General features: G+C 55.7%; 14 protein-coding genes. 11 read left to right on the top strand and 3 right to left on the bottom strand.

What is annotated here, in order from left to right:
- The first annotated feature begins 54 nt into the window (after positions 1-54).
- From H8K27_RS01230 to H8K27_RS01220, 3 genes are all read left to right on the top strand, one after another.
- A complete protein-coding gene (locus tag H8K27_RS01230) occupies positions 55-792 on the top strand; it encodes a DUF2076 family protein (RefSeq protein ID WP_186861419.1) in 738 nt (245 codons plus the stop codon).
- 141 nt (positions 793-933) lie between these two features.
- Complete coding sequence (locus H8K27_RS01225) at positions 934-2508, top strand: DUF1800 domain-containing protein (protein ID WP_186861418.1); 1575 nt, start codon at positions 934-936, stop codon at positions 2506-2508.
- 24 nt (positions 2509-2532) lie between these two features.
- Entirely contained in the window at positions 2533-3738 is a 1206-nt protein-coding gene (locus tag H8K27_RS01220; protein ID WP_186861417.1) for a DUF1501 domain-containing protein, read from the top strand.
- A gap of 1 nt (position 3739) precedes the next feature.
- Here H8K27_RS01220 and H8K27_RS01215 read toward each other — a convergent pair whose 3' ends face one another.
- Positions 3740-5911 (bottom strand): ATP-binding protein, encoded by a 2172-nt coding sequence (locus H8K27_RS01215; protein WP_186861416.1) that lies wholly within the window; start codon positions 5909-5911, stop codon positions 3740-3742.
- 171 nt (positions 5912-6082) lie between these two features.
- Between H8K27_RS01215 and H8K27_RS01210 the strand changes: the two genes are divergently transcribed.
- Together H8K27_RS01210 and H8K27_RS01205 are read left to right on the top strand one after the other, a co-directional pair.
- On the top strand, positions 6083-7570 hold the full coding sequence (locus tag H8K27_RS01210; RefSeq protein ID WP_186861415.1) for a M20 family peptidase: 1488 nt from the start codon (positions 6083-6085) through the stop codon (positions 7568-7570).
- Positions 7567-7836: a DUF1161 domain-containing protein gene (locus H8K27_RS01205; RefSeq protein WP_186861414.1), complete on the top strand. Its 270-nt coding sequence runs from the start codon at positions 7567-7569 to the stop codon at positions 7834-7836. The genes H8K27_RS01210 and H8K27_RS01205 overlap by 4 nt, the downstream gene beginning before the upstream one ends.
- Before the next feature lie 21 nt (positions 7837-7857).
- Here H8K27_RS01205 and H8K27_RS01200 read toward each other — a convergent pair whose 3' ends face one another.
- Positions 7858-8349 carry a GNAT family N-acetyltransferase gene (locus H8K27_RS01200; RefSeq protein ID WP_186861413.1) on the bottom strand — a complete coding sequence of 164 codons (492 nt, stop codon included), beginning with the start codon at positions 8347-8349 and terminating at the stop codon, positions 7858-7860.
- Between the two features lie 90 nt (positions 8350-8439).
- The gene (locus H8K27_RS01195) at positions 8440-8811 is read right to left on the bottom strand and encodes a hypothetical protein (RefSeq protein WP_186861412.1); all 372 of its coding nucleotides are present in this window, start codon (positions 8809-8811) and stop codon (positions 8440-8442) included.
- Between the two features lie 171 nt (positions 8812-8982).
- Here H8K27_RS01195 and H8K27_RS01190 point away from each other — a divergent pair, with 171 nt between their 5' ends.
- From H8K27_RS01190 to rsmB, 6 genes are all read left to right on the top strand, one after another.
- Entirely contained in the window at positions 8983-9930 is a 948-nt protein-coding gene (locus H8K27_RS01190; RefSeq protein ID WP_186861411.1) for a DMT family transporter, read from the top strand.
- 16 nt (positions 9931-9946) lie between these two features.
- On the top strand, positions 9947-10450 hold the full coding sequence (locus H8K27_RS01185) for a hypothetical protein (protein ID WP_186861410.1): 504 nt from the start codon (positions 9947-9949) through the stop codon (positions 10448-10450).
- Positions 10451-10602: 152 nt separating this feature from the next.
- The gene (locus H8K27_RS01180) at positions 10603-10947 is read left to right on the top strand and encodes a DUF1840 domain-containing protein (RefSeq protein WP_186861409.1); all 345 of its coding nucleotides are present in this window, start codon (positions 10603-10605) and stop codon (positions 10945-10947) included.
- A gap of 3 nt (positions 10948-10950) precedes the next feature.
- A complete protein-coding gene (locus tag H8K27_RS01175; protein WP_186861408.1) occupies positions 10951-11826 on the top strand; it encodes an alpha/beta hydrolase in 876 nt (291 codons plus the stop codon).
- Positions 11827-11856: 30 nt separating this feature from the next.
- The gene (locus H8K27_RS01170) at positions 11857-12495 is read left to right on the top strand and encodes a LysE family translocator (protein ID WP_186861407.1); all 639 of its coding nucleotides are present in this window, start codon (positions 11857-11859) and stop codon (positions 12493-12495) included.
- Position 12496: 1 nt separating this feature from the next.
- Positions 12497-13918 carry a 16S rRNA (cytosine(967)-C(5))-methyltransferase RsmB gene (gene rsmB, locus H8K27_RS01165; protein ID WP_186861406.1) on the top strand — a complete coding sequence of 474 codons (1422 nt, stop codon included), beginning with the start codon at positions 12497-12499 and terminating at the stop codon, positions 13916-13918.
- Positions 13919-13967 lie beyond the last annotated feature (49 nt).

Below are 13967 nucleotides of genomic sequence, written 5' to 3'. Positions count from 1 at the left end.
AAATCATCACAGCATGACCAGATAGGGGCATATCACCCTCGACTGGAGAGAGCAATGTCCCCTCAGGAAATGCAAGTCTTACAAAATTTTCTCGATCAGCTGGTACAAGTGCAAGGCGTCAGCAAAGATCCACAGGCAGCAGCACTGATCAGCCAGGCGGTGACCCGTCAGCCTGACGCCGCTTATCTGCTGGTACAGCGTGCGCTGCTGCTGGAACAGGCGCTGGCCGCCGCCAATACACAGATCAGCAGCCTGCAAGCCGATCTGCGCGAGCAAAAAGCACTGAATGCCCTGCCCGCGTCATCTGCTGCGACACCCTTTCTTGATCCGGCCAGCAGTGCCTGGGGTAACAGCGCCAGCACCCGCCCGCTGAATCCTGCCCCGGCCACTGCCGCAGTGAATGTGCCAGCAGCAACATCCGTTACCGGTAATCCTTTGCCTGCCTACGGAACCGCTGTCGCCAGCGCACCTGTTGCGGCAACAGCCATCCCGCAGTCCGGCAGTAGTTTTTTCGGCAGTCAGGGCAGCAGCCTGCTGGGTAATGTGGCAGCGACCGCGGCCGGTGTCGCTGCCGGTGCCTTTTTGTATCAGGGTCTGAGCCATCTGATGGGTGGCGGGTCGCAGCACTCCGCGCTCGCCGACCAGTCCATGAATCAGCAACTGACATCCAATGAAGGCGGCATGATCCCCGGTTATTTTTCACAAAATCCGGAACCTGCCAGCTCACCGGATTTCACGACGGACTTCACCGATACCGACGCCAGTATCAGCGACGACAGCGATATCCTCTGAAACATCGCCTGTGTTTCCCTGAGGAAACGCAGGATGAGAAGGCTCTGTCAGCAGACTATTTTTCCTGCCACGGTCATCCATACACCGAGTAATCCGTTGTATGCTGACGTCCGTTGATTGTGTCCGGAGAAATGAATTCTCATGTTAACCGCTGCACCTCTTTCGCGTTTCGTTTCCACAGGATTTGTGTTCCTGCTGGCTGCCTGTGCCCATCAGCCACCCTCCAGTACGAATACAGCAACTTACAAAGCGCCGCCCCCCGCCAGCAAGGTGCTCAGTCAGGCAGGAGTCAGGCCAGAACAACTATTAAATCGCGTGACCTGGGGCAGTAATTTTTCTACTTATCAACAGTTACAGGCCGTCGGAACAGATCTCTTTTTGCACCAACAATTGTGGGGGCGTGCGACGGTGGTTCCGCCAGTGGTGCAGGCGCAGATCAGCGCCATGACGATTTCGCAGCAGCCGCTGGATCAGATGATTTTTGCGCTGGAGAAAAAACGGATCGCCGCAGAACAGCAAAAAGGCACCGACGACAGCCTGCGCAAAGATTATCAGCAGGAACTGAACCGCCTGGCGCGCGAAGCGATGACACGTTCCCTGTTACGCGATATTTATTCTCCAAACCAGTTGCAGGAACAGATGACCTGGTTCTGGATGAATCATTTCAACATCCACAGTGGCAAGCATAATCTGCGCGCCATGCTGGGTGATTTTGAAGAAAACGCCATCCGCCCGCATGCGCTCGGCAATTTCCGGGATCTGCTGAAAGCAACGGTCTATCACCCCGCGATGCTGCGTTACCTGGACAACGAGCACAATGCCGTCAACCGCATCAACGAAAACTACGCGCGTGAGCTCATGGAGCTGCATACCATGGGCGTCAACAGCGGCTATACCCAGCGCGATGTGCAGGAACTGGCGCGGGTACTGACCGGCGTTGGCGTGAATCTCACGCAAAACACCCCAAAAATTCGCCCCGAGCTGAGCCGCGCCTATGTGCGCCGCGGCTTGTTTGAATTTAATCCGCAGCGCCATGATTTCGGCGAAAAGCAGATTCTGGGAACCCGCATCCCGGGACGGGGGTTAAACGAACTGGAAGATGTGCTGACCCTGCTGAGCAGACAGCCTGCAACCGCCCGTTACATCAGCCAGAAACTGGCGGTTTACTTTGTGTCCGACACACCGTCCGAAGCGCTGATACAAAGCATGGCAACAAGTTTTCTGGAGAGCGACGGCAATATTCCGCGCACTTTGCTGACCATGTTTGAATCGCAGGAATTTATCGCTTCGCTCGGTAATAAATTTAAAGACCCGCTGCATTACACCGTCTCGTCGATCCGTCTGGCATACGACGGCAATTGCATCGTCAATACCGGCCCCATCCTGAACTGGCTGAACATGATGGGTGAACCGCTGAATGGCAGACAGACACCAGACGGTTATGCTATGACGGAAAGCGCCTGGGCCAGCCCCGGCCAGATGGCAACACGGTTTGATGTCGCACGGGCGTTATCTGCCGGCACACCGGCACTGTTCAAGGCCGATAATCAGACTACGCTGGAAAAACCGCCAGCACCGGCGCTGGCCAATTCCATGTATGTCAAAACGCTTAGTCAGACCTTAGGGAAAGACACCCAGCAAACATTACAACAGGCAAAAACACCGGCAGAGTGGAATATGCTGTTTCTGGCATCGCCCGAAATGATGCGGCGCTGATTTTTACCAATCAAAGGATAATGTATGGATCGTCGTCAACTCCTGCAACGCATGGCTGCCCTGACAGCCCTGCCGGCATTGAACTACAGCAGTCAGTTGCTGGCCGCACCGGCGGTACAGAACAAGCTGTTGCTGGTTTTTCTGCGCGGCGGCTATGATGCCTGTCATCTGCTGGTGCCGACCGCGAGCAGCTTCTACTACGAATCCCGCCCCAACATTGCCATCGCCCGTCCGGGCACTGGCGCCGATTCGGCACTGGCACTGAATGCCGACTGGGGCCTGCATCCGGCACTGCGCGACAGCATCTATCCGCTGTTTCAGCAGAAAGAAATCGCCTTTGTTCCATTTGCCGGTACCGATGATCTGTCGCGCAGCCATTTTGAAACGCAGGACAGTATCGAACTGGGGCAGCCATTAAATGGCCGCCGTGATTTCCATTCCGGCTTCATGAACCGGCTGGCTGCCGTGTTGAATAGCGGCGGCCGCCCGGTGCCCGCCATGGCATTTACCGATCAGTTGCCGCTGACCATGCAAGGCCAGGCGGAAGTCGTGAATACGGCCGTCAGAAATCTCTCCCGTCAGAACCTCGATGCGCGGCAAAGCCAGTTGATTGAGAAAATGTACGGCCAGACCGGACTGGCGCAGCAGGTTAATGAAGGTTTTACGGTCCGGCAGGAAGTCGCACGCGAAATGCAGGAAGAAATGGATGCCGCCAACCGTAACGCCATTACCACCAAGGGTTTCACGCTGGAAGCACAACGCATTGCGAAAATGATGCGGGACAAATATACTCTGGGCTTCGTTGATATCGGCGGCTGGGATACCCATGTCGATCAGGGTGCTGCCAAAGGCATGCTGGCCGGGAAACTGGATGAGCTTGGCCGCGGCCTGACCGCTTTCCGCGATGGCATGGGCAGTCAGTGGCAACAAACCACCGTGGTGGTCATCAGTGAATTTGGGCGCACTTTCCGCGAAAACGGCAAACGCGGCACAGATCACGGACACGGCAGCGTTTATTGGGTCATGGGCGGTAATGTGCGCGGTGGCCAGATACTGGGCGAGCAGATCAGCCTGACTCCGGGGCAGTTGTTCCAGAACCGTGACTACCCTGTCTTAAACGAGTACCGCGCCGTCCTCGGCGGATTGTTTGGCCGCCTGTACGGTCTGAACAGCCAGCAGCTCAATACCGTTTTTCAGGGCGTCCGCACCAAAGAAATCGGTCTACTCTGATTCAGGCGGATTCAGCATCAGCGACTGGCAAATCAATAAAGAAATAGGCGCCGCCGCCCTGTTCGGAAGGCAGGTTATAAAAGCCGATTTCACCATGCATCTGTTGTACCAGCAATCTGGAAATCGCCAGCCCCAGCCCGGTGCCGCCTTTCGCGCGGGTGTCGGAAGAATCTGCCTGCGAAAATTTATTGAATATCCGGTCATGGAAATTATCCGGCACGCCTTCACCCTGATCCGACACCGCCACCCGCAGATTGCGCGCGCCAGTCAGCATCGCCATTAAACGGACTTTGCTGCCGGAAGGTGAATACTTGCAGGCATTGGAAATCAGATTCGCCATCACTTGCTGAAAACGGCCATAATCCACCAGGACAGCCGTTTCCGGCGGCATCGCCGGATCTGTGTCGAGCTCAATACGAACGCCCTGACTCTCCGCAAGGCTTTGATTATTGTGCGCGGCATTGTCCAGCAAATTGAGCACATTCAGCCGTTCGAAACTGAAATCCATTTTCCCGGCTTCGATTTTCTGTATATCCAGTAAATCATTAATCAGGCGCGCCAGAGTTTCGCTGTTCTTGTTCGCTATCGAAATCAGCGGCGACAATGTGAGAGGGATATCTCCGGCAGCACCGCCTGTCAGCAAACCCAGTGCGCCGCGTATCGCGGTCAGCGGTGTTCGGAGCTCATGGCTGACGGTTGAGATGAACTCATTCTTCATGCGCTCGATCTTGCGGCGCTCAGAAATATCCCGCATGGTGATCATGATCTTGCGCTGCCCCGCCAGGCGATATTCACTGACGGATAATTCAGCCGGAAACAGCGTGCCATTCTTGCGCAGACACTCCGTTTCCATCCGCACCGGACTGCTCTGCGAAAGCTCGGCGGATAAGGCCGATAAACCCGGGACATCCAACTGGTGCAGGCTGGAAAAAAACTGGCTGCTGTCGGCAGGCAATGCATCCTGGCTGTAACCCAAAATGCTGAGCGCCGCCGGATTCATCGCCTCAATCGTCCCGGCATCATCAATCATCACAATGCCGTCCGCCGCATTCTGGAAAATAGCCTGCAAGCGGTCGGATGAATCTTTGAGTGCCTTTTGCTGCTCGGTCAGGCTATTGAGTAATCCGGCCTGACTGCGATTGATGATATCGGCCTCGCGCTTCAATCCGGTCATGACCTGCATGTCACGGTCTTTTTGCTGGGACAACTGAATCAGTACCCGGAACGCAGCAACGACTGCGGCAATCGCTGCCAGTGCGACGATGGTGATGGCCGTCGTCATCGTGCGCCAGTCAGACAGATACAATTCAGGGTCGATGGAAAAATTGACGATCAGCGGATATTTTTTCAACGACTGTATCGCCGCCATACGGGTTCTGATCGCTCCGTCATCGGACATGCGGGCGCTATCCGTAATGAGTACACCGGAATTTTTCTGCAGATCGTGAATCAGGTGATATGTGCTGCCTGTCGTATTTCTTTTGCCCATCACGCTATCGTTCTCAGGCCAGCGCGCAAGGAAAGTGAAATCATTACGCAGCAGGCTGATGGAAGTATGCCCCTCTGAGCCCAGCTTCTGATAAAAGCCGGTATAAAAATCCGGTGAGATACCGAGCGTCGCAACCCCGATAAATTCACCGTCACTGCCTGTCAGCCGCTGGCTTAAAAAAAACAGCCATTTACCCGTCGTTTTACTGCGCACGGGATTGCTCAGATACGTTCCCAGCACCGGATTATCACGCTGCACCTGAAAATAATCGCGGTCATCCAGACTGTAATCCGGCGCCGGAAAAGCGCGGGAAGTACTGATCACCCGACCGTCCACATCCAGAACCGAAATCACCTCAATCGACGGAAATAAAGCGACCTTTTCATTCAGGAACTGATGAAAATCATAAGTCCCCAACTTGGTGGACAAATATTCGGCGCTGATACTCCAGCGATCCTGAATCCGTTCAGCAATATTGCCCAGCGCAGCGTAGGCAAAATCCATCTGCAGGCTGGTCGACTCGGCCAGCACAATGCTGTAGGTCTCGGTCTGTTTTTCCCATTTCCTGATTTCCTGCAAACGCAGCGTATACACAAACGCACCGGCCGCCAGCACAATTGCCATGATCAGGCACAACGCCAGTCCCTTGGCAATCCGGCCAGTATGTAATCCTGCAGTTTTCATCAAAAAATCATATCGCTCAGATTCGGGTTTATCAGATTGTCAGACCCGCCCCAGCCGACTGTGTTCACATCCGACACTCGCTCCATTTTATGTTGCCAGAGAAGTAAGAGATGTGAAATGATGAGAAGTGGTATCCGACAATTATTCTAATCAGTATAAAGAGACATCATCATGACCAGACGGATTATTTTATTGCTTTCAGGCATTTTATTGTTATTGATTTTAATCATCGCCGGAAATACATGGCGTCACGCGTCCCGCCAAATCCCGGTCACTCCCGCACCAGTGCTCAGTCTTGACGAAAATGCGCTCTCCGGCAGACTGGCTGGCGCCCTGCGCATCAAAACCATCTCAGCCGGCGACGGCCAGAGCGCTCAGGAAGAATTCAGGCAGCTGCATCAGCTCATGGCAACATCGTTCCCGCTGATCCACCGTCAGTTGCAGCGGGAAGTCATTGGCGGTCACAGTCTGCTGTACCGCTGGGAAGGCAGCGATCCGCTCGCCCAGCCGGTGCTGCTGATGGCGCACCAGGATGTGGTGCCGATCGCGCCGGGAACGGAAGCGCGATGGGAACAGCCGCCCTTCGCCGGAGTCGTCAAAGACGGCATGATCTGGGGGCGTGGTGCCTGGGACGATAAGGGCAATCTGTTTGCCATCATGGAGGCTGTCGAAAGACTGCTGGCCGATGGCTACAAGCCGCGCCGTACCATTTACCTCGCATTCGGCCACGATGAAGAGGTCGGCGGCCTGCAGGGTGCGAAAGTCATTGCCCAGTTGCTTGAAAGCAGGCATCTGCAATTCGCCTTTATTCTGGATGAAGGAATGCTGGTGACGGAAGGTATCCTGAAAGGCCTGAAACCTGCTGCGGCACTGATCGGCGTGGCGGAAAAGGGTTATGCCAGCGTCCATCTGAGTCTGGATGCGACGCCCGGGCATTCTTCCATGCCACCGCAAAAGACAGCCATCGGCATGATGAGCACGGCATTAAGTCAGCTTGAACAGAAACAGCTGCCTGCCAATATACGCGGCGTGGCACTGGATATGTTTGAAACAATTGCGCCCGAAATGGATGGCGTGAACCGGGTGCTGTTATCCAATCTGTGGCTGTTTGGTCCACTGGTGCAAAGCCAGCTCGAAAAAACCGGCAGCACCAATGCGATGCTGCGCACCACGACTGCGCTGACCACTATCCATGCGGGCAACAAGGACAATGTATTACCGGGTCATATCGATGCAACGGTCAATTTCCGCACCCTGCCGGGCGATACGCAGGCCAGCATGATTGAGCACATCCGAAAAACTGTCGGCAACGATGCGCTGCATATCACCGCCTTGCCGGGTAACTCAGAACCCTCACAGGTGGCCGCTTCGGATTCAGCGGCTTACCAGACACTGAACCGGACAGTGCGCGAAGTGTTCGCCGACACCATCGTTGCTCCCGGCCTGATGCTGGGGGCGACGGATTCACGGCATTTTGAAAAACTCAGCCAGCATATTTTCAAATTTTCGCCGGTACGTGCCACGAGTGACGATTTACCACGTTTTCATGGAACCAATGAACGCATCTCTGTTAAAAATTATGTAGAAATGATACGGTTTTACCACCAGCTTTTGATTAACAGCAGCAAATCATCCATGGAACAGGAGAAGACAAAATGAATAAATACTTCGTGGCCCAAAGTCTGGTAACCATTGCTTTGCTTGGCAGCGCTTCATGCTGGGCGGCAGTCACTCCCTGTGATGCCATTGTAGAAAAAGTCCATGCAAAACTGGAACGCAAGGGAGTCGATGACTATACCCTGAAAACCGTACCGAAAGATACAGAAACCACATTACGCGTTGTCGGCGTCTGCGAAGGCGGTAAAAAGAAAATCATTTACCACAAGCAAAAAGGGAAAAAACAACAGGAGCAGGCCGAGGAATAATCACGGTTCCGGTCTCCTGATTCAGACCGGAAAATCCAGCTTCCTTTCACAGTAATACGCTGCCCCTGAGTAGGTCTGCAACGCAGCTTCCTGCTCCGGGGACAGTCTTTCACATACGCTGAATCCCTGTTTTTGCCAGAATGTCAGAGTACTTTGTACCGATACCAGCCCGACATGCGGCCACCCCTGCCGACGTGCATATTGCAATGCCTGCTGTATCAAAGCCGTGCCAGCCCCTTTGCCTGCCAGACGCTGGCCGACGGCGACATCGTGCAGATACAGGGTATCAGGCATTGCCGCAACCAAAAAAGAATCTCCCAGCCGGGAAATTTTTCCGGACACGGAAGGATAGCTCATCAGATAAGCCGCTACCCCCAAAGCATCGCAAGCCACCCAGCAGCAGCTGGCAGCGACCTGCAGACGCTCGCGCAGCAAGGCCACCGGTTCCACCATTTGCGGGACATAAGTCTGGGTCTGGACATGAAACACCTCGTCCAGGTCTTGTTCCTGCATGAGTCGTATCGTGAGCATATTCAGAAAATCAGAAAATCAGTATCGCCCGCCTGATGAGCAGGCGGGACGAAGGTCAGCAGCTCTGTCCGTTTATTTTTTGGACTTGCCCGATGCTGAAGCAGAAGCAGATTCGGAGGCAGAAGCGGATTCGGACGCGCTGGCATTTTCATCGGCGACCGGTGCGTTATGCGCGATCTCCGGTTTCACGTTCTCGATTTTGTTTTCGCGCATATAGTCATTCATCTCTTTCCAGCCGGCGTACACCGCAGAACGTGCCGCATCAGGGTTGAGCGCATAGCAGTCTTCAATGGCGCGGCCGGCATGACGGCAGGCGCTGCCGGTCGCACGCGCGTCCGCCTCTTTCTGCGCTGCTTCCCTGGCCGGATCAGCAATCCCCAGCCGGTCGCAGGCACTCAGCAGCAACGGAAAAACCGCCAGTACAACAATATGACGCAATGACATCGTAACCCCAGCTATTGGAAAGTCAGGCAAAACATCCGCCAACAGCGAATGCCGCTCTATGATAACCCAGCACCGCGGCAAATTCATCCGGACTGGCAGCGTATGCCGGCAGTAAACCGATTATCATAGGATGCTGAACGGCTGAAAATGCCATTTCTTGAGAAAGTGCTTATGTTCAACGGAGTCATGGCCGCACTCGGCGCCGGCCTGTTATGGGGGCTGGTATTCATCACGCCGCTGTTGTTGCCTGATTATCCCGGTCTGATGCTGTCATTTGGCCGCTATTTTGCATTCGGCCTGATTGCGCTGTTTCCTGCATGGCTGGACCGGCACCGCATCCGTCAGCTGCGCCGGCAGGACTGGATCAGTGCGCTGAAACTGGTTCTGATCGGGAACATCATTTACTATGCCGCACTCGCCAGCGCGATTCAACTGGCGGATGCGCCATTACCGACCATGCTGATCGGCACCCTGCCCGTCGTGATTGCAGTTTGCGCCAACTGGTCGCCGCACCATCCGTCCGAAGCGATTGCGTGGAAAAAGCTGTTGTTTCCACTGCTCCTGATTTTCAGCGGCATCATGCTGGTGAACGGCGAAGAGTTGCAACATCTGGATCACCAGCGCAACATCAACGATTATGTCAAAGGTACTATGCTTGCCCTGGTTGCCGTGGCAGCCTGGACCTGGTATCCGATCATGAACAGCCGTTTCCTGAAAAACAATCCGCATATCCCGTCCGGCACCTGGGCGACCGTGCAGGGACTGGCAACCTTGCCGCTAGCATTGGCCGGCTTAGTCGGTTATGGTCTGCTCCACAATCAGCAGGATGCTTCAGCATTCCAGTTTCCCCTGGGCAGCACGCCGGAAAAATTCGTACTGATCATGCTCATGCTGGGTTTGCTGGCATCATGGCTGGGAACCTTGCTGTGGAATTACGCCAGCCAGAAACTGGCAACCAGTCTCAGCGGGCAGCTGATCGTCTTCGAGACACTGGCAGCGCTGTCTTATGCTTTTGCGTTACGCCAGACTTTGCCTGCCATGCCGATACTCGCCGGTGTTATCCTGCTGTGCACCGGCGTGGCATTTGCGCTGCGGGAATTCCGCACCCAGCCACACTGATGGATTTTGACGACCAATGCGACTGATAACAAGATTGATGCTGACCGCAGGATGCGCACTGCTCCTGAACGCCTGCAGCCCGCAATTTGACTGGCGCGAAGTGCGCGGCAATGATGCGCCTTTCAGCATACTGATGCCGGGCAAACCTGCCAGCATGTCAAAGCCGGTGGTGCTTGCAGGGCTGTCGCTGACCATGCAGATGACGGCTGCTGAAGCCGGCGGAATCAGTTTTGCGATTGGCACCCTGAAACTGGACGATGCCGGCCAGGCAGGCAAGGTTTCCGAAGCCATGAAACAGGGCATGCTGCGCAATATTCAGGCGGCAGCCACGATAGACAGCCACATTCCGGGAGATGTGCTGCAGATACATGGCAGACTGGGCAACGGTGAACCGGTGCTGATGGCGGCGCGCTTCGTGATTCAGGGTGAGCGTATCTATCAGATTATCGCACTGGGGCCAGAAAAAAAGCTGAATCAGGATCTCATCGATACATTTATGCGCTCATTCCGGACAAACTGAAACCACAATACCGGAAATCGGATTATCATAGAAATGACTTCAGTCAATAGCTGCCTGCAGGCAAGGACGTTCTTGACTCAACAGCCCCATCCTGATTGCAGCACCCGAACCAGCCGTCCCTACCGGAACGATCGAAACAAGGAGACCAGACCATGCTGATCACGTTTAAATCCAAAGCCGCAACAGAGATCACCATGTACAAAGAACACGCCCGCCGCATTCTCGATCTGCTGCACAAGGATGTTGACCGCGGCATCATCACCCCGGCGGAATTACCGCTGGCCATCGTCAAAATCGAAGCCGCCATCGCTGACAGCAAGGCACATCCGGTATCAGAGGAAGTCCGCCGGGATGTGAATGCACACCACAGCGAAAAAGGCGACGACCATGAACATGAAATCCCGGAACCGGTTTCTTTTGCGGCCCGCGTGTTTCCCGTCCTGGAAATGCTGCATGCCGCCAATAAAATGCAAAAAGAAGTCGTCTGGGGTGTCTGATTCATGACGGCACACATCGAGCATACCAACGAATCCGAATTCATCACCAGTGACGGTATCCGGCTGTTTGTCCGCGACTGGCCTGCAGCCACCGTTGCCGGTGCCAGAACCGCAGAGCAAGGGATCGTCATCATGCACGGTCTCGGTGAGCATTGCGGCCGCTATGCCCATGTTGCCCGTTTTTTCAATGCTCTTGGTCTGACTGTCCGCACCTATGATCACCGCGGACACGGCCAGTCGGACGGTGCGGCGGGTGATGTGCCGGATAACCTCGCCATCCTGCGTGATGCCGAAGAAGTGATCCGGGATTTCAGCAGCCAGCTGTGCGCCCCGCCACTACTGATGGGACACAGCATGGGTGGATTGTTTGCGGCCCGCTTTGTCGCCGGCGCCATCGCGCCGGTCAGTGGCCTGATCCTGTCGTCACCGGCACTGGCGATCCGCATGTCCGGTGCAGAACAATGGCTGTTGCGCATTGCGACCCGCCTGTTTCCCGGCACGGGCCTGCCGAACGGCCTCAAAACCCGCTATTTATCGCATGATGCCGAAGTGATTCAGGCTTACGAAAACGATGCGCTGGTCCATCCGAAAATCAGCGCGCGTCTGCTGCACAGCATGCTGGCAGCGATGGAATTCACGCATGCCCATGCTTCCGGCATCAGCGTGCCGGTATTGCTGCTGGTCGCCATGGATGATCATCTGGTGGACCCGGCCGGCAGCCAGCGCTTTGCCGCCGCCATCCGCCCCAGCCATGTACAGGCGCACTATTACCCCGGGTTCTATCACGAGATCCTGAACGAACTGGATGCCACGCAGGTCTTTGACGATTTGCGCACCTGGCTGGACCAGCATCAGTCCATGGCGTCTGTCGCGGCTTAAATCTCTTTTTTTCTGACGGAAAGTACGGTTATGGAACATCTTGGTATCGTTAATTTCGGTCTGTTTTGCCTGGCCGTCCTGTTGCTGAATGCCACGCCCGGCCCGGACACGGCCTACATCGTCGGACGCAGCATCGCGCAGGGACGCACTGCCGGACTGATCTCCGCACTCGGTATTTCGGTCGGCTGCCTGGTTCACGCATTTGCATCGGCTTTCGGCCTGACCGCCATCATCGCCACATCGGCACTGGCTTTCACCATCATCAAACTGGCCGGCGGAGCGTATCTGATCTATCTGGGGATTCGCATGGCATTGAGCAAACCGGCAGCGCTGGTTGCCCGTTCCACCGAACCGGAACGCCGCCCCCTGCTGACCATTTTCTGGCAAGCCATCGTGACAAATGTGCTCAATCCCAAGGTTGTCCTGTTTTTCCTGTCGTTCTTCCCCCAGTTCGTGCATCCCGATGCGCCACATAAAACCACCTCTTTCCTGCTGCTTGGCGCTATTTTTGTCGTGATGAGCACGGTCTGGAATAGCGGTACGGCCTTTCTCGCTGGTACACTGGCGCGCCGCGCCAACCGGAATCCGCGTTACCGCCTGTGGCTGGAGCGCGTGGTCGGCACGGCATTTGTCGGACTCGGCATCAAACTGGTACTCACGAAACACTGATATGCAAGAACAACCAAGAAAAATCCTCGGAAAACCTGCTGGCAAGCCAGCGCGCCAGTCTGCCAAAGCGCAGACCGAACCTGCTGCAGATACGGCATTACCCCTGATTGAGCTGAAACCCGATTCGCTCGCATTCAGCCTCTCGGGTGCGGCGCAGGCAGTCGCTTATGTGCTGGAAGGCACCGCACTGCCGCAGGCGCTGAACAAAGTTTTTACCCAAACCCAGGCGCTGCCTCAGGCTCGCGGCGCGATTCAGGACATCTCTTACCGTACCATGCGTCAGGTCGGACGGGTCGATGCGCTGTTGAAAGCCATGACCAACAAAACGCCGGAACCTGCCCTGCTCTACGGTTTGCTGTGCTGCGCGCTGACGTTACTGGTCAGTAACGAAGGCGAAGCGGCACCTTACGAGGATTTTGTCGTGGTCGATCAGGCGGTCACCGCTGCCAGCGCCAATTCCCACATGGTCTTTGCCAAAGGCATGGTGAACGCTGTTCTGCGCCGTTATCTGCGCGAAAAAGACGAATTGCTGAAACTGGTCATGAAGCAGCCTGCCGCAGCCTGGAATTACCCGCAGTGGTGGGTGGACCAGGTGAAAGCCGCCTATCCGTCCGACTGGCAGGCGATCCTGACCGCAGGCAATCATCCGCCGCCGCTGACGCTGCGTGTGAACCGCCGCGCCAGCAGCACCGAAGCCTATTTGCAATTACTTGCCAGTCAGCACATCGGTGCGCGCCAGATCGGCCCGTCTGCGGTGCGGCTCGACAAACCGATGCCGGTTCAGCAGATTCCCGGCTTTGAAGAAGGCATGGTATCGGTGCAGGATGCAGCCGCACAGCTGGCCGCGCCGCTGCTGGATGTGTACGACGGCATGCGGGTGCTGGATGCCTGCGCCGCACCGGGAGGAAAAACCGGACACCTGCTCGAATCTGCCGACATCGATCTGCTGGCGCTGGACACCGATCCGGCGCGGGTACAAAAGATTCATGACAATCTGGCACGACTGAAACTGTTTTGCACCATCAAAGACGGTGATGCCAGCCGCTCCGGCTGGTGGGACAACAAACCGTATGACCGGATTCTGGCGGATGTGCCCTGCACGGCTTCCGGCGTGGTACGCCGCCATCCGGACAGCCGCTGGCTGCGCCGCAAGACCGATACCGCCCAACTGGCCGCGCTGTCGTCCCGGATTCTGGATAATCTGTGGCGGATGCTCGCTCCGGGCGGAAAACTGCTGATGGTCACCTGTTCAATCTGGCCGGCAGAATCCGAGCAACAGGCTGCTACCTTTGCCGAAAAACACGGTGCCATCCGCCTGGACGCGCCGGGCCAGTTATTGCCTACACTGGCCAATTCGTCCGATGCGCACAACGAACATGACGGTTTGTTCTATGCCCTGTTCCAAAAACCGGGGCAAAGCTAACGGAAACCGGCGGCTTCACGTTATCATTCAGTCTCACTCTTTATCTTTC

The sequence above is a fragment of the Cognatundibacterium griseum genome, from assembly GCF_014284195.1.
Lineage (GTDB): Bacteria > Pseudomonadota > Gammaproteobacteria > Burkholderiales > Burkholderiaceae_D > Undibacterium > Undibacterium griseum.
Note: the sequence above shows the minus strand (reverse complement) of the source record. Positions and strands in the feature narration are given on the sequence as shown.